Origin of the sequence: Pseudarthrobacter raffinosi (genome assembly GCF_023913735.1) — a bacterium.
GTDB lineage: Bacteria > Actinomycetota > Actinomycetes > Actinomycetales > Micrococcaceae > Arthrobacter > Arthrobacter raffinosi.
The window spans coordinates 37682-62332 of sequence record NZ_JAMXBH010000015.1 but is presented as its reverse complement, the minus strand read 5'-3'; the positions used below and the strand labels follow the sequence as shown (position 1 = coordinate 62332).

Genomic DNA, 24651 nt, shown 5'->3' with positions numbered 1-24651 from the left:
CGGCAGGAGTCGATGCGAGCCGCTGGCCCGCTGGACTGGCTACGCTGATCCGATGGAAACAGTTACGTGGTCCAAGCCGGAAAGCGAACGGGACGGCACGCCGCTGCTGGTCATGATGCATGGCTACGGCACCGATGAGTCGCGGATGGTGCGGCTGTTCGAATACCTGCCGGCCGAGTTCACTTGTGTTGCCCTGCGCGCACCCATGGTGATCGGCGACCACTACGGCTGGTTCCTGCTGGACTACTTCCTGGCCAACGATTTCGCGGATGTCATCGCGGCCACCAACACCGTCCAGGCGTGGATTAACTCCGTCAGGGGCCAGCACAGCAGCGTGAGTCTGTTGGGTTACTCGCAGGGGATGGCCATGGCCAGCACGCTGCTCCGGCTCCATCCCGCGGATTACAAGGCCACGGTTGGGCTTTCCGGTTTTGTGCTGGAAAACGAGCTGTTGTCCCTGACCGAATCCTTCACGGCCCCGCCGCCCTTTTTCTGGGGGCGGGACAAGGCGGACCTGGTGATCAATGAGGACGCCACGGCCTACACCGGACAATGGCTGAACGAAAACACCCGGTTGACCGCCAGGACGTATCCGGGCATGGGCCACGCCATGAGCAAGTCGGAGATGGTGGACGTCAGCGCGTTCCTGCGCCACTACGTGCCCGGCTGAACTGCGTCATCGGTCCAAGCGCGTGATCGGTTGAACCCTGTGCCCGCCCGGGCGTGTGCCCCGTATCGCAATATGAGAAAAAACAGTTGCGCGCGAAATTTGTAAGCGCTTACACTCGTCGGTGGCCGGCTCTTTGCGGGCCATTGGAAACCGTCGGAAAGGGCAGCCGGACAGATGCCATGTGCCAGGCCTCTATCCAGGCCTCCTGCCCGCCTTGCGCCGCGATGCCTGCTCCGCCAAGTTGTCAGGCCGTGCCAAGGCGCTCATGATGGAAGAAGACGTTAAACAGCAGCCCATCGGCCCGCTGTGGTTTTACCGTGGCCCTTAGCCGCCTCTGCTGACCCCGGCGGCATCGTGGCCGCCCCTCTCCGCTCCTTGCTTGGACCCCTCCTTGCTGCCCGCCGCTTTTCTGCCAGCCCTTCCACGTTCCGCCTGTATGCACAGCCCCCGCTTACATAGCCCCACTACTTTCCGCCCAGTGACATCCCGCCCGTGACATCCCGCCTGTTGCCCGCCGTCTGAAAGGACACCGCGCATGACTGACGTTCTGAAAACCCAAAGCACCAGCTGGACCACTGCCTCCGCCATCCTGTTCGACCTCGACGGCGTGCTGACCCCCACAGCCACTGTCCACGAACAGGCGTGGAAGGAACTCTTCGAGGGCTTCCTGGCGTCCCGTCCGGATGTGCCCGGCTACCGCGAGGACGATTACTTCGATCACATCGACGGCAAGCCCAGGTTCGACGGCGTCCGGGACTTCCTGGCGTCCCGCGGCATCGTGCTGCCCGAAGGCGAGCCCAGTGACGGCACCACCGGTCAAGATTCCGCCGAGATCCCCGGGCAGGACGCCACCGTCCAGGGACTGGGCAACCGGAAGAACAAGGTTTTCAACGACATCGTCAGCGCCGGCGTCGAGCCGTTTGAAGGCTCGGTGCGCTTCCTGGAAGCCGCCGTGGACCGCGGACTCAAGGTCTCCGTCGTCTCCTCATCCCGGAACGCCCCGGCTGTGCTTAAAGCCGCCGGCCTGAACGGGTACTTCGAAATAGTGGTTGACGGTGTGGTGGCTGCGGCCCAGGGCCTGCCCGGCAAACCGAGCCCCGCCACGTACCAGTACGCCGCGGAACTGCTGGGCCTGCCCAGCGAAGAATGCGTGGTGGTTGAGGACGCCGTCTCGGGTGTCCAGGCCGGACACGCGGGGCAGTTCCACTCGGTGATCGGCGTGGACCGCGGCGCCGGCCGGCAGACCCTGCTCGACGCCGGAGCCACAAGCGTGGTCAACGACCTCGACGAACTGCTCTAACAGCCATCGCCGCCTGACGCTCCCCCGGCCTCAGGCACGAAGCACTTCCCCGCAACGCACAACGCCAAAGGACCCCAACACCATGGCTCTTATCACCGCGGACCGTGAACGGTTCCCCAACACCTCCTGGCAGCTTGTGGAAACACAGCACCAGCCGGGCAGCGCGGGCACCCTTGAGACGCTCTTTGCCCTGGGCAACGGCCATCTGGGTATCCGCGGTGCGCACTGGGCGGCCTCGGACGCAGACCTTCCGGGCAGCTTCATCAACGGCCTCCATGAGATCTGGGACATCAAGCATGCGGAGAACGCGTTCGGCTTCGCCCGGACCGGACAGCGGATCATCTACATCCCTGACGCGAACAACTTCACGGTGATCATCGACGGCGAGAGCCTGACCCTCGCCGAATCAGCCGTGCTGGACTACCGCCGCTCCGTCGACTTCGCCACCGGCATCTACGAATGCCGGATCACGTGGCTGTGCCGGTCCGGCGCCACGGTGACCACCACAGAACGCCGCGCCGTGGGCTTCGCCTCACGCGGCAGCCTGGGCATCTCGCTCGAAGTCGCCGCGGACCGCGAGGTTTCCGCCGACGTGACGTCCTCCGTCATCAACCGCCAGGACCAGCCTGTGGAGGACCACTCGGCGCATGACCCGCGCCGGGCAGGCCGGCACGCAGGCCGGGTTCTCCTGCCGGTAAGGACCGACGGCGGCGACGGCTCGCTCCGTCTCTCCTGGGAAGCGGCGGAATCCGGGCAGCGCGTGGGAATCGCCGTGGACCACTGGACTTCCGCCGGCCACCAGCCCTTTGAGACCGTTGCAGGCGAAGACGACAGCAACGTCCGGTACGTCCTTGCCGTCCGCGCCGACGAGCCGTTCCGGCTCGAAAAGAGCGTCAGCTATGCCGCCGGCCGCGGCGTCCAGGACTCGGACCGGGACGCGGCGGAGGCCGCCGAAGCCGGGCTCCGGTCTGTGGAGGACATCTTCACCGAGAGCCGCGAGCATTACCGCGCGTACTGGGACACCTCGGACATCGTGGTGGGCGGCCAGCCCGAGCTCCAGCAGGCCATCCGGTGGAACCTGTTCCAGCTGGCCCAGGCCACCGCGCGGGCGGACATCGCCGGCATCCCCGCAAAGGGGGTCACCGGATCGGGTTACGAGGGGCACTACTTCTGGGACCAGGAGGTCTACCTCCTGCCCTACCTCACCTACACGAACCCCGACGGCGCCCGTCAGGTCCTGGAGTTCCGGCACGACATGCTGCCAGCCGCCAAAATCCGGGCCAAGGAGCTCAGCGTGGAGGGCGCACTGTTCCCGTGGCGCACCATCAACGGCCTGGAAGCCAGCGCCTATTACGCCGCCGGCACGGCGCAGTTCCACATCGCAGCGGCCATCGCCTTCGCCACCAACCGCTACCTGTGGGCCAGCGGCGACGAAACCTTCCGCGAGGGTATGGGTGCCGAACTCCTGATCGAAACCGCCCGCATGTGGGCCGCCTTGGGCTTCTTCGGCAAGGACGGGGCCTTCCACATCCACGGCGTTACCGGCCCTGATGAGTACACGGCGGTTGTCAACGACAACCTCTACACCAACGTGATGGCCCGCTTTAACCTGCGCGCTGCTGCGGCGCTGGACCACCCGGAGATCGACGACGCCGAACGCGAGCTGTGGGAGCAGGCCGCGGCCCGCATCCACCTGCCCTTCGACGAAGACCTGCAGGTCTACTCGCAGGACAACGACTTCATGACCCTGGAGCCGTGGGACTGGACCACCCCCCGGTCCAAGTACCCGCTGCTGCTGAACTTCCACCCGCTGGTGATCTACCGGCACCAGGTGCTGAAGCAGGCAGACACAGTGCTGGCCATGTTCCTGCAGTGGCAGGACTTCTCCGCCGAGGAGAAGCGCCGCGCGTTCGATTTTTACGATCCCATCACCACCGGCGATTCCACCCTGTCCGCCTGCGTGCAGGGGATCATGGCTGCCGAGGTGGGGCACCCTGAGGCCGCCCTGGAGCACTTCACGAACGCCGTTTTCATCGACCTGGACGACACCCACGGCAACACGATCGACGGCGTGCATATCGCCTCCGCCGGGGGTGTCTGGAGCTCGCTGGTCTCCGGCTTCGCCGGGCTCCGGGACCAGGGCCACCTGCCGTTCTTCGATCCGCGGCTCCCGGCCGGGTGGGAGGCATTGTCCTTCCACCTGAAGATCCAGGGCCGGTTGCTGCTGGTGGAGCTCGACGCCGGTGCACTGACACTGAGCGTCCGCAGCGGCGGACCGCTCGACGTGGATGTCCGCGGCCAGGTGCTCAGCATCGGCGCGGAACCGGTCCGGATTGCCCTGGAGCCTGTTGAGGTTCCGGAGCGCACTGTCTTCCCCAGCGGACCCCCGACGGCGAGCCTCCCCATTGTGGGGTTCCGCGCCTGACGTGATTGCGCGCCTGACGTGATTGCGCGCCTGAGGTGATTGCGCGCCTCAGGTGACGGGGTGCGTCAGTCTCCTGCCGCCGTCGTGCGTTCCACTTCAACCTGCCTGTCCAGCGGGTGGGCCAGTTCGTCGGCGGGCATCCGGGCGGCGATCATGGCGATCACCGCCAGGGCGGGGCAGACGACGCCGGCGGCCAGGAAAATTGCCCAGATGGGGAAGACCTCGGCTGCCGGTCCGGCCAGTGCCATGGAGATGGGCATCAGCGCGAGGGACACAAAGAAGTCCAGGCTGGAGACCCGTCCCAGCAGGTGGCTGGGCACGCGTCGCTGCAGCAGCGTGCCCCAGATGACCATGCCCACGCTGCCGGTGGCGCCCCAGACGAACATTGCGGCGGCCACGGTCCAGAAGCTGTCCAGAAAGCCGACGGCGGCGAGCGGCAGGCTGCCCGCACCCCAGGACACCATCATCACCGTGAGATAGCGGCGCGGCAGTTTCAGGGATGCGGTGACCAGCGAGCCGACGGCCCCGCCCACGCCCATCACGGCCAGCAGGAAGCCGAACATTCTCGAGTCGCCGCCGAGCTGGTCGCGGACCACAAACGGCATCAGCACTTCGATGGGACCGATCAGGAAGAGCACGGAAACGCAGGCCCACAGCAAGGTCCACAGCAGCCACGGTGTGCGGATGGTGTAGCTGATGCCCTCGCGGAGGTCGTGGAAGAAGGACGTTTTCGCGTGGCCCGTTGCCCCGGCGTCTTCCCCGGCCCCGGTGCTCCTGCCGTGAGCCCCGCCGTCGGCCCCGTTGTGGGGCGCGTCCAGGGCATGGCGCCCCAGGAAGTTCAGGACGATGAACGCCAGCAGATGGCAGGTGGCCACTCCGGTCACGGCGTGCGACGGCGAGAGCGCCGCCACCACCACGCCCGCGACGGCGGGTCCGGCCGCCTGCTGGAGGATGGGCCGCATGGTCCCCTCCATGCCGTTCGCGGCCAGCAGGTCCTCGGGCGGCAGGATGCGCGGCAGGATCGCGGAGTAGGCAGGGAAGAAGAACGCGGCGCCCACGCCCAGCACAAAGCTGCCCACGGCGAGATGCCACAGCTGCAGCCACCCTGCCATGGCCAGCCCGCTGATCGCCGCGATAACGGCGAGGTTGGCGCCTTCAACGGCAATGATCAGGAGCCGCTGCGGCACGCGGTCAGCGGCGATCCCGCCCGCGAGCACGAAGGCCACCAGGCCGATGCTGCCGGCAGTGGCCACCAGGGACAGCTCCAGCGGGCCGCCGCCGAGGTGGATCACCTGGTAGACCATGGCGACAGCCCACATTCCCGATCCGAAAATGGAGATGGCCAGCGCCGCGATGAGGACCCGGTACTCGCGGTGCGCAAAGGGCCGCAGCGCTTGGAGTGTGGGCATAGGGCAAGTCTAGGCTGGGCTGGATTTTGGCGGAACTCAACGCCGGGGCCCGGCGCCGGGACCGCTTACTCTTAAGCACCCTTAGTGTTAAGGCAGGGCCGCAGCCAAAAACTGCCGGCGGACACAAGCAATACCGAAGCAGAGGTGACCATGGCCAAGCGCAGCAATCCCGCAGTACGTATCGCACAGGAGACCGCCCACAACGCGGTGTTCGACGCCGACGGCAAGCCGAAACCCGGAGTCCACAACATGCTCCTCCGGGCAGTCGAAATCCAGCGGCCGCTGGTGCTCGCCTACGTCCGGCGGCTGCAACGCAAACACCCGCGCGCCAGCGCCGCCAGGCTCGCGGAGATCCTCGAACGCGACTACCTGCGGGCGGTGACCGGCGGCGGTGCGATCGTCGGGGCAACCGCCGTTGTGCCCGGCGTCGGAACCGTGGCCTCCCTGGGCCTCTCCGCCGTGGCTACCGTTGGCTTCCTCGAAGCCACGGCACTTTATGCCACCTCGCTGGCGGAACTTCATGGCATCCGGCTGACGAACCCGGAAAAGGCCAGCACCATGGTCATGGCCATCATGCTGGGCGAGGAGGGGGCTTCACTGCTGGGAACGCTGAGCGGCCAGGCCATGGGCAAGGGAGCCAGCGCCACCCAGGCATGGGGCAACGTGCTGACCAAGTCCATGCCATCGGGCTTCGGTGCCATTCGGAACAAGATCCAGAAGGCCTTCCTCAAGAACCTGCTCAAACGCCAGGGCACGGCGCTGCTTGGCCGGGCGCTTCCGTTCGGCATCGGCGCGGTGGTGGGCGGTGCCGGTAACCTCATAATGGGCCGTGCCGTGGTGGCCAACGCCAAGGAAGCCTTTGGTCCGATGCCGGACACCATCCCGGGGGAGCTCAAGGCCGTGGCGGCGGAACCGGAAAAACTTACTTTGGAAGGCAACAACCTTGGATCTTAACGCTGACCTCGGCGAATCGTTCGGCTCGTGGAACATGGGGGACGACGCCGCCATGTTCCGGCTGGTGACCAGCGCGAACGTGGCCTGCGGCTTCCACGCGGGGGATCCCGTCACCATGCTGGACAGCTGCCGCGCCGCCTTCGAGCTCGACGTCACCGTTGGTGCGCACGTGGGGTACCGGGACCTGGCCGGCTTCGGCCGCCGGTCGCTGGACATGTCCTTCGACGAACTGTTCGGTGACGTCCTCTACCAGCTGGGCGCGCTCGACGGCGTGGCGCACGCCGTCGGGGCCTCCGTTGACTACGTCAAGCCGCATGGCGCCCTGTACAACCGCCTAGTCCACGACGCCGAGCAGGCCTCCGCCGTGGTTGCCGCCATCCAGGCCTACGACCCCGGCCTGCCGATCCTCGGCCTGCCGGGCTCGCAGCTGCTGATCCAGGCCAAGGAAGCCGGCCACCCGGTTTTTATTGAGGCTTTTGTGGACCGCGCCTACCAGGCGGACGGGACCTTGGTGCCGCGCTCCCAGGCTGGTGCTGTCCTCCACGACGTCGACTCGATCGTTGAGCGCGCAGTGCGCCTCGCGACGAAGGGCGAAGTTGTGGCCGTGGACGGAACGGTGGTTCAGGTCCGGCCCGACTCCCTGTGCATCCATGGCGACACCCCCGGGGCCGTGGAAATGGCCGCCGGTGTTCGTACCGGGCTCGAAGCGGCCGGCGTGCAGCTGGAGTCCTTCGCGTAACCGCCCCGCGTTGCCTTAGAAGGGCCAGGTCAGCCGAACACCAGGTGCGCCGCGCTGAAGATGACCAGCCCGGCCAGTGAGCCCACTACGGTGCCGTTGATCCGGATGAACTGCAGGTCCTTGCCCACCTGGAGTTCGATCTTCTGCGACGTTTCCTCGGCATCCCAGCGGGCCACGGTATCGGTGATCACGCCGGCGATGTCGGAGCGGTAGGTCCGCACCAAGTAACCGGCGGCGTCGCCGATCCAAGCATTGACCTTGCCGGCCAGTTCGGCGTCGTTCACCAGGCGTGAGCCGAAATCGCGCACCGCCGCCTTGAACCGAACCGTCAGTTCACTGTCCGGATCGTCCACCGCAGACAACAGGGCGCTCTTCACGGTTCCCCAGGTGCGGGAGGCCAGTTCGCGGACCTCTGGATCTCCCAGAACTTGTGCCTTGATGTCCTCGGCCCGGGCGATCATCGCGGGATCATGCTGAAGGTCCTGCGCGAGGTCGTTCAGGTACTTGTCGATCTGCTGCCGGACCTGGTGGTTCGGATCGGACTGGACGGCGCGCGTGAACTTGAGGATCTCCACGTAAACCTTGTCGCCCACCAGCCCGTCCACGAACTGCGGGACCCAGGTGGGGGACCGGTCCGAGACCAGCCGGCTGACGGTTTCGTGATTGTCGTCCACCCAGTCCGCGGCGCGGTCCACCAGCAGGTCCACGAGCTTATGGTGGTGCCCGTCGGCAAAAATCCGTTCCGCCATCCTGCCCACCGGCGGTCCCCACGGCGGAGCCAGCAAGTGCTTACGCACCATTCCCTCGATGACCGCCTGGACGTCGTCGTCGTTCAACACCTTGAACACGCCGCGGATGACGGCGGCACCCTCCTTCGCCACGCGCTCGGCGCCACCCGGACCGGCGAGCCATTGGCCGGCCTTCCGCGCTACGTCCACCGAAGCGAGCTTCTCCTGAACCACCTGCTCGGACAGGAAGTTGGTCTCCACAAACTCGCCCAGCGACGCCCCGATCTGGTCCTTGCGGCGCGGGATAATGGCGGTGTGCGGGATCTTGATGCCCATGGGGTACTTGAACAGCGCGGTCACGGCGAACCAGTCGGCCAGCGCGCCCACCATGCCGCCTTCGGCCGCGGCGCGGACGTACTGCAGCCACGGATACTCCTTCTGCAGCGCGAACGCGAACACAAAAATGACGGCCATGGCAATGAGGAGTCCCAGCGCCACAAGCTTCATTTTCCGCAGCGCTGCCGCCTTTTCGGCGTCCCCGGCACTGAGTTGATGACCGACGACGGCGGCGCCCCCCTTGGGGGGCCGCGGCGCCGGACCTGTGGGCCGGGACGGGTCCTGGCGGGTAGTTGGCTCAGAGTTCACCTGCATGTGCCCAGCCTAGCGCCGAGCCACTGGGCGGCGTCCGCTAGCGTGTCCTCATGACATTCGAGGAGCCTGAGCCGGAACGGCCGCTGGTGTTTGCCCACCGGGGCGCCAGCGCTGCATTTGCCGAACACACGCGCGCCGCCTACCTCCAGGCCATTGCCGACGGCGCGGACGGGGTGGAGTGCGACGTCCACTTGACGCGGGACCAGCACGCCGTGCTGCTCCATGACGCCAACCTGGACCGGACCTCGGACGGAACCGGACCTGTTGCTGACCGAACACTGGCGGAGTTGCGGCTGCTGGACTTCTCGTCCTGGAAAGGCGCCCGGATCCCGGAGGAATACGGCGCAAAGTCAGAGCAGCTCCTCACGCTCCCTCAACTCCTGGACATCCTGCGCGGCGCTGGCCGGCCGATCGGCCTGGCAATCGAGCTCAAGCACCCCAGTCCTTACCAGCTGAAACTGGAAGACCGTGTGCTGGACGTGCTCCGGGGCGAAGGCTGGGACGACGGAACTTCCTCGGTGGACAACATCCAGGTGACGTTCATGAGCTTCAGCCCGGATTCCGTAAAGCACCTGCTCCGGAGTGTGCCGGCCGAATTCATCTGCCAACTGGTGGACGACATCGACGTCGACGAACTCCGCGACGAACTCAGCCTCGGCCCCCTGGCTGGCGGCGCCATCGCCAACCTGATGAAGGCGGCGCAGCTGGAAGGCGAACGCATCCTGGACGAGTGCGACGTGGGACTCGCGGGGCCCGGAATCATGTACGTCCGCGAGCACGCCCGGACCGTGCAGCGCTGGCTGGAGTCCGGTCGCCGCTTCCGCGTGTGGACCGTTGATTCGGAACGGGATGTGGCGCTCTGCCAAGGGCTGGGAATCCACGAGATCACCACGAACAAACCAGCCAGGGTATTGGCGCAGCTGCAATCGAGCGGGCAACAGGTCCAGCTTCCGTCCTGAGTCGTTGCTGTTCAGTCGTTGCCGTTCAGCCGCTGCTGTTTAGCCCCCGGGGCGGCGCTGTGATTGAGTGGACCCATGCCTTTTCGCTGGTCCGCCCGGGCCACCCAAACAGTGTCCGCGGCGGCCATGAGCGCGCTGCTGATGACCAGCGCCATGAAGCACTTCCGCGAGCCACGGTTCTTCGAACAGGTGGTCCCGGATTATCTGTGCCGCGAGACTCCAGGTGCCGGCGGCGAGTCGCCGGAGGGGCACGAAGTGCCAGCGCCCGACGGCGGCAGGCGGCCCCTGGCGGTGATGTCACGGGAGGAATGGATTGCGGTGAGCGGACTGCTGGAAGCGGGTGCCGCCGTCGGCCTCCTGATCCCGGTGTCACGGCGGGCAACAGCCACCGCCGTGACTGCAATGTTCACGGTATTCCTGGCCGGCCACGTGGACGCACTTCGCCGCGCCTATGGCTCCGCCGGATCCCCGACGCAGCGCAAGGTACAAACCGTCCGGTTTCCGCTTCAGCTGCCGCTCATCCTGTGGGCTTGGAGCTTGCGGAACCCGGGACGACGGCGGTGAAGTTGCTCGCCTCGCCCGCCGTGCGGGTGGGAATCTCGATCAGCATCGCCACCGGCCTCTACGGAGTGTCCTTCGGCGCCCTGTCCGTCACCTCAGGTCTTGATTTCTGGCAGACCATGGCGCTCAGCCTGCTGCTTTTCAGCGGCGGTTCCCAGTTCGCGTTCATCGGTGTGGTGGCGGGTGGAGGCTCCGGAATTGCCGCCATGAGCGCAGCCACGTTGCTGGGCATGCGGAACGGCATCTACGGCATGCAGCTCAACGCCCTCCTGCATCCGACGGGCTGGCGGAAGTATGTTGCCGCACAAGTCACCATTGACGAGTCGACCGCCACCAGCAGCGGGCAGACCGACCCCGACGAGCAACGCCGCGGTTTCTGGACGGCCGGCATCGGCATCTACGTACTCTGGAACCTTTTCACCGCCGTGGGGGCCCTCGCAGGAAGCGGATTGGGTGATCCCAAACAGTGGGGCCTGGACGGTGCGGCAGTGGCCGCATTCCTGGCCCTGCTGTGGCCGCGGCTCAAGGGGCGGGAACCGGCGGCGATTGCCGTGGTGTGCGCACTCGCCACGGTTGTAGCCGTGCCGTTCGTTCCCGCAGGCGTGCCCATCCTGATCGCCGCCGTGGTGGCTGCACTGATCGGCTGGTTCAGCCACGGACGCAGTGATGAAGGCCTGGAGCCGGACGTGGATCCCTACGACGAGCACCATGGGCGTCGGGACAAAAACCGGGACGCGCACCTGGACAATCAGAGGGACAGCCACGGGGACAGCCACGGGCAGACGGGGCAGGCGGGCGCATGAATCTCTGGATCTGGTTGTTGCTGGCGTGCTTCCTTGCCTACGCGTGGAAGCTGGTGGGCTATTTCGTCCCGGCGAAGCTGCTGAAGGACCCCCGGATGTCGCGTATCGCCGGCACCATGACCATCGGACTTCTGGCATCCCTGACCATTGTCAACACTGTGGCGTCCGGCCAGACGTTGGCCGCCGACGCGCGGCTGGGAGCCCTCGCCGCCGCAGCCGTCGTGTTGGCTTTCCGGGCGCCCTTCCTGCTGGTGGTGGTGGTGGGAGCCGGTGCCGCAGCCCTGCTGCGGCTCATCGGATGGAACTGACCGCCAGGTGAAACCGACTCCGAAGCACTGGTGGTGCGGCTCATATGCGTTATAGCATGGGCCTGGCTATGCAGTTGGCCGTGGACTCTCGTGAGAGCGCTGACCATGGAAATAAGGCTGCACCCAGCCGGTGCGAGACCCGGCAAAACCCGCCGTCCAGCACGTGATGGATGGCGCGCCGGGCTTCCGGTCAAGCGCTTCTTTACCCGGTTCCGGTCTCTGGCAGACCTGCCGCCGGAGGACCTGGTTGTACTCTCCGAGCGGATGAGACTGGCTCTGGACGTCAGTCAGGAAGCAAACATCACCGCCCTGCACGCGGCCGTACGGGCCGAACTCCGAAACCGGGAAACGGAACCTGACGATTGATGGCCGGCCGGTGTATCGGCGTGAGGCTGTCGCTACGGCCTAAAGGAGTCAGTCAAGATGAACGAACAGCCAGAGCCCAACACCCCGGATCCGGATAGCGGAACCGACAACCCCCAGGCTGCAGACCCGAAGCCGCGGCCGGTCTATGACACCACTGTCTCCGAATCGACGCGGGAACTGCGGGATACTTCCCGGCGCCGCCGCGATGCGGAGGAGAAGCTGCAGCAGCACCTGTTGGAGGCCAAGGAGCACGTGCCCCATCACTACGATCATGAGCCTCACAAGCACGGCCAGGAGCCTCCCCCGGCGGAGGGGAAAGGCAGCGCCGGGCCGCAGGAGAACACGCCCGAAGAAACCAAACATCAACAAAAGAACCCCGGGGGCGACGCCAGCTGATTGGGCTCATCGTCAGCACGGCACCGCCACCCTCGTGGTCCGGGCCGTAGGCCGGTCAGGCGGTTTGCTCATCCTCTGGCGACCCGGTCCGGCGGGCGCTTTCCTCGACGGCCAGCTCATACCACGCCTGCGCACCGAATACCGGGGTGGGAGTGTCGAGGTTTTGGTAGAGGGCGTCCAGCAGATTGGCCAGGTCCTCCGCCGCCAGCGACGGCAGGATCTCCTCGGGGCCGCGGGGGTCGTGGATAATCTGGGACAAGTGTGTCTGGTTCATCGGCGGACGATGGCGTTGGACTGGCTGCGCTGGAGGTGTTTCACTCATGCTCCCTCAGAAGATTCAGAGGCTGGCTGCGTAACCTTACCTGAGTCTAATCCAACGTTTGGACACCAACAATGGGGCGCCCGTGGTGGTGGTCCGGCGGGAGGGCGCGGGTGTCAGGTGAACTGTGGACCCTGTAGCTGTGGGGCGGGCAGCGGCACATGCGCGGGCAACGGGCGGTGGGGCCGTTCAGTGCGGATGGCGTCCTCGATCAGTGCCAGCGGGCGGCGCCAGGCGTCGGAACCGGGCTCCATGGTGTCCACGACGCCGATCAGCATGGCGAGCAGGCGGAACATGTCGGTCATGGAAATATCGGAACGCAGGGTGCCTTGACCCTGGCCGCGGCCAAGCAGGACGCTCATGGAATCCATCAGCGAGCCGGTGATGCCGGTGAGGAGTTCGCGGCGGCCCGCAACGGCGCCCAGCAGGTTGGCATCAGCGCTGGCCGCGGCCATGATGGCTTCGAGGACGCGCAGCAGTCCCGCAGTTGCGTCGATGTCCGCCAGCGCGTCCGCCATAACGGGGTCCACGGTCTCGCGGAGCTGCCGGTTGAGGGCGGCCAGGACCAGCTCCTCCTTGTCGGCGAAGTTCCGGAACAGGGTGGCCGGGCCAACACCTGCCGTCAGTGCGATGGTCTGGAGGGGAACCTCGGGACCTTGCTCGCGGAAGCACTGGCGCGCGGCCAGGATGATCTTGTCCACGTTCCGGGCAGCGTCTGCGCGTAGTGGCTTGCGGACGACAGCAATGCTCATTCGTTCAGGTTAGCAATGCCGCAGGCAGCCTTCACGGTTACCGGAGGGTAGCAACGTATGTGACGCTTCGCCGGCCTCACCAGACCCGTTTCGGGTTGGGCCACATGGCAGACTTGCCCTATGTTGCTTGCATTTTCAGTCGCCCCGTCCGGTACGCCTGCAGGGGGATCGCGTCCCACCGACGCATCAGTGCACGACGCCGTTGCGGCCGCCGTGCGGATCGTCCGGGAGTCGGGCCTGCCCAACCAGACGGACTCAATGTTCACCACCATCGAGGGCGAATGGGACGAGGTGTTCGACGTCGTAAAGCGCGCCACCGAAGCCGTGGGAAAGTTTGGCAGCCGTGTCTCACTGGTCATCAAGGCAGACATCCGGCCCGGTTATAAGGGCGAGCTCAGCGCCAAGGTGGACCGCCTTGAAGGGGCACTCTCGGACGGCTCCTAGACTGGTGCCTACGCCGAGTCCTAGACCGTCGCGTGCCTGCGTGCCAGACTGTGGCCATGTTTGAGCACAAGACCCAGCCTGGGTGGGTGGCAGTGGAAGACTTCCTCACAACCACGGTGGTGCACCCAGACTCTGCACTTAAGCAGGCGGTGCGCTCCGCCGTCGACGCAGGGATGCCGCCCATTGAAGTTACGCCCAACGCCGGCAAGCTGCTCAAGCTCCTGGTCCAGCTGTCCGGCGCCCGCCGGGTGCTGGAGATCGGCACGCTCGCAGGGTTCAGCACCATCTGGATGGCGCAGGGACTGCCCGACGGCGGCCGGCTGGTGACGTGCGAATACCTCGCCAAACATGCGGACATCGCCAGGGCGAATGTGGAGGCTGCCGGCTTGGGGGACAAAGTTGAGATCCGGGTGGGCGCCGCCCTGGACACCTTGGCCGCGCTGCAGTCGGAGGGCCAGGAGCCGTTCGATTTTGTGTTCATCGATGCGGACAAGGAAAACGACGCCGCGTACCTTGAGTGGGCCGTGCGCATGGGCAGGCCGGGAACCGTGGTGGTCCTGGACAACGCCGTCTGGGAGGGCGCGGTGCTGGATCCTTCCATGGACCAGATCAATGCCCCCGGGATCATCAGCGCCCTGGAACTGCTGGGCCGGCATCCGCAGCTCGATGCCACCGTGATCCAGACGGTCGGGTCCAAAGGCTGGGACGGGTTCGCTCTGGCACGCGTCCGCTAAGTGCTGACCGCAAGCATTTAACCGCAAGCCAGTGACCCCGAGCGGCTGACTTCTGGGCGCAGACTGCATCCGTTCATCCAGAATATTGCTAAGTATGCTTAGAATGACTGTCCGGCCGATGCCTGTCCGGAACCGCCTGCAGTGGAGGAACACGATGAAAGCGTCACCCACCCTTGCCAGCAATCTTCAGATGGTCCTTACGGACCTGATTGAGCTGCATCTCCAGTCCAAGCAGGCCCACTGGAACATAGTGGGCACCAACTTCCGCGACCTTCACCTGCAGCTCGACGAGATCATCGCCAGTGTCCGGCTGTTTGCGGACCAGACGGCGGAGCGGATGCGGGCCCTGCACGCCCTGCCCGACGGACGGAGCCACACCGTAGCCGCAGACACGCGTCTTGCTGAGCTCACCGGCGGCCTGATTTCCACGAAGGACGCCGTCAAACTGATCACTGCCAGGCTCGAACGGACAGTGCAGACAATGCGGGATGTCCACGATGACGTGGATGAAGAGGATCCCACCAGCGCGGACCTGCTGCATGCCGCCATCGAACGCCTGGAACGGCTCGCGTGGATGGTCAACGCGGAAACCATGACTCCGTCCGCGGCCGTCACCGAACCGGCGGCTAAGTAGGCAGTGCAGAGAGGCGTCAGCGTGACTGCATCATCCCACCAGCCCGTCCGGCTGGTTTCAACTCAAACGGAACTGGCCTGGACGGTTCCCCTGCTCGAGTCCGTGGCGGCCGCATCTGGCGATGTTCCCGCACTTCTGGCACTGGCCCGGGACTCGGGAAGCCATTGGCCTCAGCCAGGGGACGGACAAACTGCCCGCCTCTGGGAACTGCTCGCTTCCGTCGCGGCGGTGGATATTGCCGCAGGCCGCGTTTTTGAACCGCATATGGATGCCCAAGCGATTCTTGCCCAGACGGGGAACCATCGGGCGGGCGCTGTTCCGGCCGACTGCGCGGGCGCTTGGGGAGTGTTTGCCGCGGAGGGCCCGGGACTCCGCCTCGAGGCCAAGACCGGCGACGCCGGAATTCTGCTGAGCGGGTCCAAGCCGTGGTGTTCACTGGCGCCGCTCCTGGACCGGGCCGTCATCACTGCCTACACCGAAACCGGCGGAAGAGCCGCCTTTGCGGTGGACCTCCGGCATCCGGGAGTGACGTGTGAGGAGTCGGCGTGGGTGGCGCGCGGGTTGCGCGAGATTCCCAGCGGGACTGTCCATTTCAGCCAGGTGCCCGCACAGCAGTTGGGCATCGATAGCTGGTATTTCAGCCGGCCCGGTTTCGCCTGGGGTGGCATGGGGGTAGCAGCCTGCTGGCTCGGGGGCGCCGTGGGCGTGGCGCGGGACTACAAGAACTCCTTGGTCGCCGCAGCTCAGTCCGGCCGCGAACCTGACCAGATCGCGCTGGCTGCCCTGGGCGAGACAGACAGGATCCTAACCGCCGCACTCCAGTACCTGGCGCGAACGGCGGCCCTCATCGACGACGGCCAGCTGTCCAACGACGGCAGCCTGTCCGCCGGGGAAGATACACGGGAGACCGGAGGCGGAAGCCCGGAAGTCAGGGAAGACAGACAGGAGCCAGGGGCACACCCGGCGGCGGACCGGAGCGCGTGGAGCGAAGCGTTACGCGTGCGCGGAACCGTAGCTGCCGCCGTCGAGCGTGTCCTGTCCCTTGTCAGCCGGAACCGGGGACCGGCGCCACTGGCGTTCGACGAACCGTATGCCAAGCGCATGGCGGACCTGGCGCTGTACGTGCGCCAGCACCATGCCATGCGGGACGATGCACAGCTGGGAAAGCTGACGTTGAAGGGGGAGCATCTGTGGTGACCTTCTCGCACACGGACCAGGGGACTGATGAGGCCCGTTGGGCGGCGAGCGGGCTCGCGGCTATGGCGGAGTTGCCCTTGGGGCAGCAGGAATTGGCTGCCATGCGGTTCGTCGTGCTGGCGGCACACCCCGACGACGAGACCCTGGGCGCCGGGGGCCTGCTGGCGCTGCTGCACTCGCTGGGCGCCGACGTCGAGGTGCTGCTGTGCACGGCGGGGGAGGGCTCGCACCCGGACTCGGCGACAACCACGCCTGAACAGCTCGCCGCCGTCCGGCTTGAGGAGTTTGCGGCAGCGATGGGAGTCCTGGGGTTGGCCGGACGCTGGCGTTTCCTCGGGCTGCCGGACCGGGGCCTGCAAGAACTCACGCCGGAAATCGCCGCCCGGCTGCGGGAGGCCGTCGGCCGGCTCCCCGGTCCACCGCAGCACCTGGCAATTGTGGCCCCGTACCGAGACGACGGCCATGCGGACCACAACGCCCTTGGTGCGGTGGCCGCCGACGTCGCCGGCGAAGGTGGGCACGCCCTGCTGGAGTATCCCATCTGGTACTGGCTGTGGGCCTCCCCGGAGGACCCTGCCTGGCGGTCCTGGGCGCGCGTTCCGCTGGGTGCTGATCAGCGGGCGGCGAAGAGGTCCGCCATGGACTCACACGCGAGCCAGATACGTCCGCTGTCCGGGCTGGACGGGGACGAGGTGCTCCTCGGCGAGGGGCTGCTGCAGCATTTCAGGCGCGCTTTTGAGACATTCGCCTGGACGCCGCCCGGGGCCCGCCCGGTCCAATCCCTTCCCCACACCAGCGCGGACGCGCAGCGGATCTTCGACGCCGTGCACGCGAAGTCCGAAGACCCCTGGGAGTACACCACCAGCTGGTACGAGCGGCGCAAGCGCGCGCTCACCCTCGCCGCGCTGCCCCAGGAGAACTACCTGTCGGGCCTGGAAATCGGCTGCTCCATCGGAACATTGACCGCCGAATTGGCCACCAGATGCACCAGGCTGCTTGCCGTGGATGCCAGCAACACCGCGCTTGAGCTTGCGGCCCGGCGGCTCGCGCCGTTCCCCGGGGTTTCCACACGGCAGTTGACGCTCCCCGGTGACTGGCCCGGGGGCAGCTTCGACCTTGTAGTGGTCTCCGAAGTGGGCTACTACCTGTCCGCTGCAGAGTTTGATCTGCTGTTGCAGCGGATCAAGGAATCGATGGCGCCGGACGGCACGCTGCTGCTGTGCCACTGGCGGCACCCGGTTTCCGGATGGGAGCTCGACGGCGACTCGGTCCACGCGCTGGCCCGGAACCGGCTGCGGTGGCCCACCGGCGGTCTGTACCAGGAACGCGATTTTGTGCTGGAAACGCTCGTGGCTCCCGGCGATGCCGGCGATGCCGGCGATCCCGGACCTCCGGTGTCCTGACATGGACAGGATCGCGCAGGTTGCCGTGGTTATTCCGGTCCATAACGAGGAACCCCACCTGGCACGTGCCCTGGCAGCGGTCAGTGCCGCAGCTGATGCCCTGCAGCACAGTCAGCCGGATACAGACGTCGCCATCGTGGTGGTCTTGGACGCCTGCACGGACAGCTCGGGCGCCGTGGCGGCGCATATTGCGGCGGCGGATCGCCGCATCACCCTGCTGCCGGTCGCGTTCCGCAGCGTGGGGAGGAGCCGGCGGGCAGGGATCAACCTGCTCCTCACAGGGCGCCTGCCGGACAGTGCGGGGGCGGACCGACCACAGACCGCCGGACGGGTATGGCTGGCAAATACCGACGCCGATTCCTGCGTTCCGGAAAACTGGCTCCTGCGCCAGGTGGAACTGGCTGACGGCGGCGCCGATGCAGTCTTGGGAACGGTGGAACCGGATCCGGAGGGCATGGACGGCGAACTCCTGAGGCGCTGGCACGCCCGGCATCCGTTGAGGGAGGAACACCCCCATGTGCATGGTGCGAACTTCGGTGTGCGGGCCTCGGCCTACATTCGCGCTGGTGGCTTTCCCCGTCAGCGCTCGCACGAGGACCGGGCGCTGGCCGCACGGCTGCGCCGCCACGGGTTCCGTATAACGTCCACGGACACGGTGCGGGTCCTGACCTCAGGGCGGACCGAGGCCCGGGCGCCGCAGGGCTTCGGCGCATATCTGCTGGCCCTTGGTATGGAGTCCGCCGTGGCGTTCGAACGCTGAGAAACGGACAAAATGAGGGGGCCGACGACGACTGGGGGGACTGGCCTCGGTCTCAGAAGAGGCCACCTCGCCGCCGACCCCGCCAGACACCCGGGACGTCAAAGGCCCGGGAAAACTGAAGGAATCTGCTGATATTGATCTTCCTCCAAGTGGCGGGCCCTGCCTAGACCCGCTTGACGCCGTTTCGTCCCGTACTGGCGTCCGATCCAGCCTGATCCGGGCCGTTCCCGTGGCGCTCACGCAGCTCGCGGCCGCGCCGGATGTCGTCCTCTTCCTGCTCCTGCATCTTCTCGCTCTTCTTGGTGTCCCGCGGCGGGAGCTGAATGGTTTCTTCGGCCTCGATTCCCGCCTGGAGTTGCCGTCCCCGCTCCATCTCGGCGTCAAATTCTGCCCCGAACAAAAGAGACATGTTCAGGATCCACAACCAGAGCAGCATAACGATCACACCGCCAAGTGCGCCGTAGGTCTTGTTGTAATTGCCAAAGGTGGCCACATAGAAGGCGAAGCCGAGCGAGGCCAGCAGGAAAATAAACAGGGCTATGCCGGAGCCAAGGCTCATCCATCTGAACTTGGGTTGCTTGACGTTGGGAGTGGCGTAGTAGAGCACCGCGATGATGACAATGATGAGTGCCACCATTACCGGCCATTTCGCGATGTTCCAGACAGTGAGGAACGCGCCACCGAGCCCGATCAGGTCGCCGACTGCCTCTGCCACAGGTCCGCTGAGCACCAGCATGCCTGCCAGGAGTGCCACGATGACTACGGCGAGGAGCGTAACAGCCAGCATGGTTCCGCGCAGCTTGACGAATGGACGGCCCTCGTCCACTTCATAGATCCGGTTCATCGCCCTACCGAAGGCGCCAACGTAGCCCGAAGCGGACCACAGCGCTGTTCCCAGGCCAATGACCAGAGTCAATCCTGCCGCCGGCGCGTTCGCCAATTCCTCAACCGGGCCGCTAACGGTATTCACCGTCTCAGCAGGGGCGAAGCCCCGCACGATTTCGAGCAGGGCCGTGGTTGTTTTTTCGGGGTCCCCAAAGAGGCCGATCAGGGAAACGAGCGCGAGCATTGCAGGAAACAAGGACAGCACGGCGTAGTAGGTCAGGGATGCCGCGAGGTCCGGGCACTGGTCCTTGTTAAACTCCCGAAGCGTCTTTTTGGCGATGTACTTCCACGACGGTTTGGTGACGTCGGTGGGGCTGTCCGGTTTCCGGGAGTCGTCGGGTGCGGGAGCGCTGCCCGCCTTGGCGGTGCTGGTTTCGGGTGCATCGTGAGCGGCCATGGTGTGTCCTCTCGGGGTTGGAAAGGGAAAGGCCGGTTCCGCCGGGGGAGGCGGAACCGGCCTGTCTGTGCTGCTGGCGGTGCTGGTGCCGTTACGTGTTCTGGACGTGATCCCTGGCGTCGACAGTGCGGTCCTTGACGTCCGCTGCCGCAACCTGACCTTCGGCCTTAACATGCTCGGCGGCGTCGGCTGCCGTTGCTTTGACGTTTTCCATCGCTTCCCGTGCCGGTTCCTTCAGGCCTTCGGCCATGTCCTTCGCGGCCTCGGTCAGCTGGGTGGTCAACGGTTCGGCGGCGGACTTGAGGGCATCCGCTGCTTCGCGTTCCTTCTCGCTGGCAGGGATCAGTGAGGACAGGAGCAGGCCGGCCCCGAACGCGATCAGGCCTGCAGCCATCGGATTGCCCTGTGTTTTGGCCTTCACCTGGTGCGGAGCGTCACCAATGGCGGCGCCTGCATCGCTGAGTGCATCGCCTGCACTGTCAGTCCGGGCGTGGACTCCGCTGTGCACGCGGTTGGTGACGTCGTCGGCTGTTCCCATGACTCTCTCCTTCACTCCGAAGACGGCGTCTTTCACCTTGTCTGTCTGGCGGTGGACGATGTTAGACGGCGTCACTTTGTCCGCCACCGCGTCCACGTTCGTGCCCAGGCGGGCGCGCGTTGCCTCAATATCTGAACGGATATCGTCCGGGTTGTCGCTCATCGTCTTACCTCACCGGGTTTTAGGGTTGGGGGAATTTCCTGGAGTGTTTCAGCGGTTTGGGGCATGCCCCTCACAGTCTTGAGTTCCTTCCGGCCGATGGAGGCCAGGACGGCGGCGATGACGCCCCAGATGACTGCGACGACGACGGCGGACCAGCCGAGTCCCATCAGCTCGCCTAACGCGATCCAGAGGGCGATCGACAGGAACAGCAGCACGAAGTGGCCAGCTACGCCGGCGCCGGCCAGCATGCCACCTCCCTTGCCTGCCTTGCTGGCGGATTCCTTGAGTTCGGCTTTGGCAAGCTCCACTTCCTGGCGCATCAACGTGGACAGGTCGCGGGTCACCTCACCGAGCAGGTCACCCAACGAGGTGTTGTCCGCCTTCGCGTGCGCCGCCGACGGAGGAGGTTCAGGTATCTGGCTGCTCATCACAGCCTGCCAGCCTGGCCGTCCGCTGAGCGGTCGCGGGTCAGGGGGTCGTTGGCCATAGGATCGTCGGCGAGCTCCCGGTCGGCCAACGGGTCGTCGGCAATGCGGTTGGTCGAGAAGGGCTGTTCCGCGAGTTGGGGGCTGTCGAGAGGACTGGCGGGACGCGAAGGGTCGCCGTAACTGCTCCCCGGCGTGCCGCCGTCGTACCCTGCCGTGGTGGTGGCCGGGCCGGGCAGCTGTACCGGCGGGGGCGGGACAGTCCCACCGGCCGACGGCGTGTAGCCGCTGTCGTATTGACCGCCGGCGCCGTACTGGCCACCGCCGTACTGGCCGCGGGCGCCAGCGTAGTGCGTTGCGGACTCCGGTGCGCCGGCGCTCAGGCTGCGGCCGAGCCGGCCAGCGAGGACGCCAGCCCCGGCCGCGAGAAGCAGGAACGTCCCGGGGCGCTGCCGGGCGAAGCTCTTGACTTCATCCAAGAGCGAGCCCGGGTCCCGCCCGTCCAGCCAGGAGGCTACCGACGAGGAACGCTCCGCGGCCTGGCGGACCAGGTCCGTGGCCACTCCGGGCTGGTCCGATGCACGCGCCATGGCGTGCAGTTCGTCCGAGACTGACCGGAGGCCATTGGCTACCTTCTGCTGCTGGGCGCCTGCCTGCTCCGTGAGATCGGAGCGGGCCTGGTGGAGGAGATCCTTGGCATTCGCCTTCGCCTCTGACGCGACGTTGCCCGCTTCCGTCTTGGCGGTTTCAGCGACGCTTTGCGCGGAATCCGCCGCTGTCCGCGCGACGTCCCCGGCCTCTTCCTTGACAGCATCCTTGCGGGACGTCCCGAAGGTGTCGCGCGTCTGTGGCGCTGCTGCGGGGAACGTACTGGGGGCGCGTTCTCCTGTGGTTCCGGGGGTGGCCTGTGGAGCCGGGTAAGCCGAGTCCTCGGGCCTTTGGTTCTCTGTCATCTTCGCTCTCTCTTTCCAAAGAAGGCCGGTTGTTGATTAAGAACCAGCGATACTGGCCGTAAAATAGTAAGCATGGTTACTAACGGAAGGTAAGTACCCTTCCTACCTGAATTTCAAAAGGGGTCCGTATCGCCTGCCGACCCGGCATCGCAGGGACCCCGTCACAACGAAGTGGAAAGGGTGCGTAGTCGTGGATACAACATCGTGGGTTTGGGTGATTGTTGCCGTCGTCGTGCTGGTCCTGATCGTGCTGTGGCTGGTGACCGGGCGTCGCCGTCGGGCCATGGAGCTGAAGCGGGACGAATCGCACCGCGAAAAGGCTGCCGAAATGCGCCGGAAAGCCGAGGACATCGAGCTCGATGCGCGTGAGAACGAAGCCCGGGCCACCCGCGCCCGCGCCGACGCAGAGCAAGCGCAGGTGGACGCGGCGAGGCTGAAGCAGGAGGCTGAGCAGAAGACCGACAGCGCCAGGTCGCTCCGGGAGGACGTGGCCGAGCGCACGCAGAAGGCGGACGCGTTGGACCCCGACATAAATCAGGACGGGGACGCGCGTACCGACACGATGCGCACCGACTCCACCCGCACCGACGCCACCCGCACGGAGACGCTTGGGTCGGACCCCGACGCGCATCCGGACGACGCCACGCGTACCGACGCCACGGGCACCGACGCCACGCGGGCGGAGGAACTGCGGCGTGTCCGGGACCGGGCAGACCGGGCTGAGAGGACCGACCGGGACCGGCCGCTCTCAACCTAGCCCTGTTCCCGCAAACCGGCCGTGTTCCCGCCGCCGGGACCGCGACCGTTCCGGACGGCCGGCGCAGGGCAGTCAATTAGGGTTGATCCATGACTGAAGCGGCACACGGGTAATGGCAAAGCGCGGCAAGTCAGCCGGCCGGAACAGCCAGCGTCCGACGACGGGTGTCATCGAGGTGCCCAAGGGCACCCGTCCTGATGGCCCCGTTGAGGGCGTCTACTACATCGATACCGGCGACTGCGAGCTCGTTGCGGACCAGGACAACTCCAACGGGTGGCTCCTGAAGATCAACGGTGTTATGAGCTCCCACATCGACCTCGCCGATCCGCTCTTCCTCGATTTTGAGTACATGCGCTGGATGGCGGCGCTGATTGAGTCACGTTGGCCGCCTAGGTCCGGAAAGGGCGGCGCCAAGTCCGGCGCGCCCGCCGCGGGCGGGACCGAGCGGCTGCGCGGGCTGCACCTGGGCGGCGGGGCCTGTTCCCTGGCCCGGTACTTCCACACCGCCTATCCGGACGCCCGGCAGGTGGTGGTGGAGCTCGACGGCAAGCTGGCCGAGTACGTCCGCGGCTGGTTCGACCTGCCCAAGGCGCCGCTCCTGCGGCTGCGCGTGGGGGAGGCCCGCGAGGTCACCGAGACGCTCACGCCGGACAGTCGCGACTTCATCATCCGTGACGTGTTTGCCGGTTCACTCACGCCGCGGCCGCTCACCACCGCCGAGTTCAATGACCACATCAAGCGGGTCCTGTCGCCGGGCGGCATCTATGTGGTGAACTCAGGCGACGCCCCGGATCTAAGGAATGCGAGGGAAGACGCCGCCGCCATCGCGGCCGCGTTCGCACACACCGTCATCATCGCCGACCCCTCCATGCTGAAGGGCCGCCGCTACGGCAACATGGTGATGGCCGGCAGCGACACCCCGCTGGACGGAGATCCGCAGCTGGCCCGCCGGCTCCTGGGCGGAGCCGTCCCGGCCCACATCTGGAACGACGCCCAAGTGCGGGCCTTCGCCGCGAACTCCCCGGTGCGTCACGACCCGGCAGTGAACGCCTCCGGTGGTTGAGCTTGTCGAAATCCGGGGTTTCGACAAGCTCAACCACCGGAGTTCCTGCCTCGGCCCAGCAGGGCATCCCGGTGCGCCGCCGTCTGGTCGCGCAATGCCTGCACCACAGCGGCCACGGCAGGGCGGCGCATCGAATCGGGTCGCAGCACCATCCAGTAAGGGAGCAATTCGGCGAAGTCGTCGGGGAGCAGCCGGACCAGGTCGCTGTGCAGATTGCCCATGAAGCACGGCAGGAATCCGATGCCGGCGCCGGCGCGGGTGGCCTCCACATGGACAAACACGTTCGTGGACGTCAGCCCTTCGCGCATGGCCGGCACCAGCCGCCGGGGGGCGTCCAGGTCGTCCACCTGCAGCATCGAATCCACAAAGTACACCAGCGGGTGCTCCGTCAGCTCAGCAACGCTCGCCGGCGTCCCGTTCTCGGCGAGGTAGGCACGCGAGGCGTACATCCCCAGCATGTACTCGCCCAGTTGGACGGCTTCGGCCCGGTGGACCTGTGGTTCGCCCACCACCACTTCGATGTCCAGCCCGGAGCGTTGCTGCAGCGCTCGCCGGGTCATCGTCACCACTTCCACGCTCAGTCCCGGGTGTTTCCGGCGCAGCCGTGCCACGGCGGGCGCGGCGATGTAGGCGCTGAAGCCGTCTGTCGCCGTCATGCGCACGACGCCGGTAATCGGGTCCGGTGCCTGGCCTGCCGGTCCCAGCGCACTCACGGCTGCCTCCACCTGTTCGGCGACGCGGACGGCCTCCGTGCCTAGCTCGGTCAGTTCCCAGCCGCCGGCCGCCCGGGCCAGGACGCGGCCGCCGAGCGCCTTCTCCAGGGCGGCTATCCGGCGTGAGACGGTGGTGTGGTTCAGCCCCAACACTTGCGCCGCCGTCGTAAATTTTGCTGAGCGGGACACCGCAAGCAAGACCAAGAGGTCATCGGGATTCGCCTTCATATCTGCAATTGTGCACAC

General features: G+C 66.4%; 27 protein-coding genes. 18 read left to right on the top strand and 9 right to left on the bottom strand.

Annotated elements, in window-relative coordinates; genetic code table 11:
- The first annotated feature begins 52 nt into the window (after nt 1-52).
- The 3 genes from NG698_RS14810 to NG698_RS14800 all read left to right on the top strand — a co-directional run bounded on the left by NG698_RS14810 (nt 53) and on the right by NG698_RS14800 (nt 4395).
- Nucleotides 53-670 (top strand): alpha/beta hydrolase, encoded by a 618-nt coding sequence (locus NG698_RS14810; protein ID WP_252600621.1) that lies wholly within the window; start codon nt 53-55, stop codon nt 668-670.
- Nucleotides 671-1205: 535 nt separating this feature from the next.
- Complete coding sequence (locus tag NG698_RS14805; RefSeq protein WP_252600619.1) at nt 1206-1970, top strand: HAD family hydrolase; 765 nt, start codon at nt 1206-1208, stop codon at nt 1968-1970.
- Nucleotides 1971-2052: 82 nt separating this feature from the next.
- Nucleotides 2053-4395 carry a glycoside hydrolase family 65 protein gene (locus NG698_RS14800; protein WP_252610739.1) on the top strand — a complete coding sequence of 781 codons (2343 nt, stop codon included), beginning with the start codon at nt 2053-2055 and terminating at the stop codon, nt 4393-4395.
- Between the two features lie 65 nt (nt 4396-4460).
- Here the strand turns inward: NG698_RS14800 and NG698_RS14795 are convergent, their stop codons facing one another.
- Nucleotides 4461-5804, bottom strand: a complete 1344-nt coding sequence (locus NG698_RS14795; protein WP_252600616.1) for an MFS transporter — start codon at nt 5802-5804, stop codon at nt 4461-4463.
- A 150-nt stretch (nt 5805-5954) separates the two neighbouring features.
- Between NG698_RS14795 and NG698_RS14790 the strand changes: the two genes are divergently transcribed.
- On the top strand, nt 5955-6758 hold the full coding sequence (locus NG698_RS14790; RefSeq protein ID WP_252600614.1) for a hypothetical protein: 804 nt from the start codon (nt 5955-5957) through the stop codon (nt 6756-6758).
- Nucleotides 6748-7497 (top strand): LamB/YcsF family protein, encoded by a 750-nt coding sequence (locus NG698_RS14785; RefSeq protein ID WP_252600613.1) that lies wholly within the window; start codon nt 6748-6750, stop codon nt 7495-7497. Before NG698_RS14790 ends, NG698_RS14785 begins: the two co-directional genes overlap by 11 nt.
- Nucleotides 7498-7526: 29 nt before the next feature.
- Here NG698_RS14785 and NG698_RS14780 read toward each other — a convergent pair whose 3' ends face one another.
- Complete coding sequence (locus tag NG698_RS14780; protein ID WP_252600611.1) at nt 7527-8876, bottom strand: DUF445 domain-containing protein; 1350 nt, start codon at nt 8874-8876, stop codon at nt 7527-7529.
- 50 nt (nt 8877-8926) lie between these two features.
- Between NG698_RS14780 and NG698_RS14775 the strand changes: the two genes are divergently transcribed.
- From NG698_RS14775 to NG698_RS14755, 5 genes are all read left to right on the top strand, one after another.
- On the top strand, nt 8927-9835 hold the full coding sequence (locus NG698_RS14775; RefSeq protein WP_252600609.1) for a glycerophosphodiester phosphodiesterase: 909 nt from the start codon (nt 8927-8929) through the stop codon (nt 9833-9835).
- Nucleotides 9836-9910: 75 nt separating this feature from the next.
- Complete coding sequence (locus tag NG698_RS14770) at nt 9911-10399, top strand: DoxX family protein (protein ID WP_252600607.1); 489 nt, start codon at nt 9911-9913, stop codon at nt 10397-10399.
- Nucleotides 10396-11199 (top strand): AzlC family ABC transporter permease, encoded by an 804-nt coding sequence (locus NG698_RS14765; protein WP_252600673.1) that lies wholly within the window; start codon nt 10396-10398, stop codon nt 11197-11199. The genes NG698_RS14770 and NG698_RS14765 overlap by 4 nt, the downstream gene beginning before the upstream one ends.
- A complete protein-coding gene (locus NG698_RS14760; RefSeq protein ID WP_252600605.1) occupies nt 11196-11507 on the top strand; it encodes an AzlD domain-containing protein in 312 nt (103 codons plus the stop codon). The genes NG698_RS14765 and NG698_RS14760 overlap by 4 nt, the downstream gene beginning before the upstream one ends.
- Before the next feature lie 423 nt (nt 11508-11930).
- Entirely contained in the window at nt 11931-12269 is a 339-nt protein-coding gene (locus NG698_RS14755; protein WP_252600603.1) for a hypothetical protein, read from the top strand.
- Nucleotides 12270-12324: 55 nt separating this feature from the next.
- Here NG698_RS14755 and NG698_RS14750 read toward each other — a convergent pair whose 3' ends face one another.
- Both NG698_RS14750 and NG698_RS14745 read right to left on the bottom strand, forming a co-directional pair.
- Entirely contained in the window at nt 12325-12543 is a 219-nt protein-coding gene (locus tag NG698_RS14750; RefSeq protein ID WP_252600601.1) for a hypothetical protein, read from the bottom strand.
- A gap of 161 nt (nt 12544-12704) precedes the next feature.
- Nucleotides 12705-13340, bottom strand: coding sequence for a TetR/AcrR family transcriptional regulator (locus tag NG698_RS14745; RefSeq protein WP_252610738.1), 636 nt, complete (start codon nt 13338-13340; stop codon nt 12705-12707).
- A gap of 120 nt (nt 13341-13460) precedes the next feature.
- On the opposite strand from NG698_RS14745, the gene NG698_RS14740 reads away from it, so the two are divergent.
- From NG698_RS14740 to NG698_RS14715, 6 genes are all read left to right on the top strand, one after another.
- Entirely contained in the window at nt 13461-13784 is a 324-nt protein-coding gene (locus NG698_RS14740; protein WP_252600597.1) for a thiamine-binding protein, read from the top strand.
- Nucleotides 13785-13840: 56 nt separating this feature from the next.
- Complete coding sequence (locus tag NG698_RS14735; RefSeq protein WP_252600596.1) at nt 13841-14518, top strand: O-methyltransferase; 678 nt, start codon at nt 13841-13843, stop codon at nt 14516-14518.
- Nucleotides 14519-14672: 154 nt separating this feature from the next.
- Entirely contained in the window at nt 14673-15152 is a 480-nt protein-coding gene (locus NG698_RS14730) for a Dps family protein (RefSeq protein ID WP_252600594.1), read from the top strand.
- Nucleotides 15153-15173: 21 nt separating this feature from the next.
- Nucleotides 15174-16349: an acyl-CoA dehydrogenase family protein gene (locus NG698_RS14725; RefSeq protein ID WP_252600592.1), complete on the top strand. Its 1176-nt coding sequence runs from the start codon at nt 15174-15176 to the stop codon at nt 16347-16349.
- Entirely contained in the window at nt 16343-17752 is a 1410-nt protein-coding gene (locus NG698_RS14720; RefSeq protein ID WP_252610735.1) for a bifunctional PIG-L family deacetylase/class I SAM-dependent methyltransferase, read from the top strand. Before NG698_RS14725 ends, NG698_RS14720 begins: the two co-directional genes overlap by 7 nt.
- 1 nt (nt 17753) lies before the next feature.
- Nucleotides 17754-18512 carry a glycosyltransferase family 2 protein gene (locus NG698_RS14715; RefSeq protein ID WP_252600588.1) on the top strand — a complete coding sequence of 253 codons (759 nt, stop codon included), beginning with the start codon at nt 17754-17756 and terminating at the stop codon, nt 18510-18512.
- Nucleotides 18513-18675: 163 nt separating this feature from the next.
- Here the strand turns inward: NG698_RS14715 and NG698_RS14710 are convergent, their stop codons facing one another.
- From NG698_RS14710 to NG698_RS14695, 4 genes are all read right to left on the bottom strand, one after another.
- Nucleotides 18676-19794, bottom strand: coding sequence for a YihY/virulence factor BrkB family protein (locus NG698_RS14710; RefSeq protein ID WP_252610733.1), 1119 nt, complete (start codon nt 19792-19794; stop codon nt 18676-18678).
- 91 nt (nt 19795-19885) lie between these two features.
- Entirely contained in the window at nt 19886-20494 is a 609-nt protein-coding gene (locus NG698_RS14705; RefSeq protein WP_252610731.1) for a DUF3618 domain-containing protein, read from the bottom strand.
- Nucleotides 20491-20922 (bottom strand): phage holin family protein, encoded by a 432-nt coding sequence (locus NG698_RS14700; protein WP_252610729.1) that lies wholly within the window; start codon nt 20920-20922, stop codon nt 20491-20493. Before NG698_RS14700 ends, NG698_RS14705 begins: the two co-directional genes overlap by 4 nt.
- Nucleotides 20922-21872, bottom strand: a complete 951-nt coding sequence (locus tag NG698_RS14695) for a hypothetical protein (protein WP_252610727.1) — start codon at nt 21870-21872, stop codon at nt 20922-20924. The genes NG698_RS14700 and NG698_RS14695 overlap by 1 nt, the downstream gene beginning before the upstream one ends.
- 190 nt (nt 21873-22062) lie before the next feature.
- On the opposite strand from NG698_RS14695, the gene NG698_RS14690 reads away from it, so the two are divergent.
- Nucleotides 22063-22629 (top strand): hypothetical protein, encoded by a 567-nt coding sequence (locus tag NG698_RS14690; RefSeq protein WP_252610725.1) that lies wholly within the window; start codon nt 22063-22065, stop codon nt 22627-22629.
- Between the two features lie 112 nt (nt 22630-22741).
- Nucleotides 22742-23692 carry a spermidine synthase gene (locus NG698_RS14685; protein ID WP_252600577.1) on the top strand — a complete coding sequence of 317 codons (951 nt, stop codon included), beginning with the start codon at nt 22742-22744 and terminating at the stop codon, nt 23690-23692.
- Nucleotides 23693-23721: 29 nt separating this feature from the next.
- Here NG698_RS14685 and NG698_RS14680 read toward each other — a convergent pair whose 3' ends face one another.
- Entirely contained in the window at nt 23722-24633 is a 912-nt protein-coding gene (locus NG698_RS14680; RefSeq protein WP_252600575.1) for a LysR family transcriptional regulator, read from the bottom strand.
- Nucleotides 24634-24651 lie beyond the last annotated feature (18 nt).

Coding starts and splice junctions, on each gene's coding strand:
- NG698_RS14810 (WP_252600621.1), top strand. CDS start 53: ATGGAAACAGTTACGTGGTCCAAGCCGGAAAGCGAACGGGACGGCACG.
- NG698_RS14805 (WP_252600619.1), top strand. CDS start 1,206: ATGACTGACGTTCTGAAAACCCAAAGCACCAGCTGGACCACTGCCTCC.
- NG698_RS14800 (WP_252610739.1), top strand. CDS start 2,053: ATGGCTCTTATCACCGCGGACCGTGAACGGTTCCCCAACACCTCCTGG.
- NG698_RS14795 (WP_252600616.1), bottom strand. CDS start 5,804: ATGCCCACACTCCAAGCGCTGCGGCCCTTTGCGCACCGCGAGTACCGG.
- NG698_RS14790 (WP_252600614.1), top strand. CDS start 5,955: ATGGCCAAGCGCAGCAATCCCGCAGTACGTATCGCACAGGAGACCGCC.
- NG698_RS14780 (WP_252600611.1), bottom strand. CDS start 8,876: ATGCAGGTGAACTCTGAGCCAACTACCCGCCAGGACCCGTCCCGGCCC.
- NG698_RS14775 (WP_252600609.1), top strand. CDS start 8,927: ATGACATTCGAGGAGCCTGAGCCGGAACGGCCGCTGGTGTTTGCCCAC.
- NG698_RS14770 (WP_252600607.1), top strand. CDS start 9,911: ATGCCTTTTCGCTGGTCCGCCCGGGCCACCCAAACAGTGTCCGCGGCG.
- NG698_RS14760 (WP_252600605.1), top strand. CDS start 11,196: ATGAATCTCTGGATCTGGTTGTTGCTGGCGTGCTTCCTTGCCTACGCG.
- NG698_RS14755 (WP_252600603.1), top strand. CDS start 11,931: ATGAACGAACAGCCAGAGCCCAACACCCCGGATCCGGATAGCGGAACC.
- NG698_RS14750 (WP_252600601.1), bottom strand. CDS start 12,543: ATGAACCAGACACACTTGTCCCAGATTATCCACGACCCCCGCGGCCCC.
- NG698_RS14745 (WP_252610738.1), bottom strand. CDS start 13,340: ATGAGCATTGCTGTCGTCCGCAAGCCACTACGCGCAGACGCTGCCCGG.
- NG698_RS14740 (WP_252600597.1), top strand. CDS start 13,461: ATGTTGCTTGCATTTTCAGTCGCCCCGTCCGGTACGCCTGCAGGGGGA.
- NG698_RS14735 (WP_252600596.1), top strand. CDS start 13,841: ATGTTTGAGCACAAGACCCAGCCTGGGTGGGTGGCAGTGGAAGACTTC.
- NG698_RS14730 (WP_252600594.1), top strand. CDS start 14,673: ATGAAAGCGTCACCCACCCTTGCCAGCAATCTTCAGATGGTCCTTACG.
- NG698_RS14715 (WP_252600588.1), top strand. CDS start 17,754: ATGGACAGGATCGCGCAGGTTGCCGTGGTTATTCCGGTCCATAACGAG.
- NG698_RS14710 (WP_252610733.1), bottom strand. CDS start 19,794: ATGGCCGCTCACGATGCACCCGAAACCAGCACCGCCAAGGCGGGCAGC.
- NG698_RS14705 (WP_252610731.1), bottom strand. CDS start 20,494: ATGAGCGACAACCCGGACGATATCCGTTCAGATATTGAGGCAACGCGC.
- NG698_RS14700 (WP_252610729.1), bottom strand. CDS start 20,922: ATGAGCAGCCAGATACCTGAACCTCCTCCGTCGGCGGCGCACGCGAAG.
- NG698_RS14695 (WP_252610727.1), bottom strand. CDS start 21,872: ATGACAGAGAACCAAAGGCCCGAGGACTCGGCTTACCCGGCTCCACAG.
- NG698_RS14685 (WP_252600577.1), top strand. CDS start 22,742: ATGGCAAAGCGCGGCAAGTCAGCCGGCCGGAACAGCCAGCGTCCGACG.
- NG698_RS14680 (WP_252600575.1), bottom strand. CDS start 24,633: ATGAAGGCGAATCCCGATGACCTCTTGGTCTTGCTTGCGGTGTCCCGC.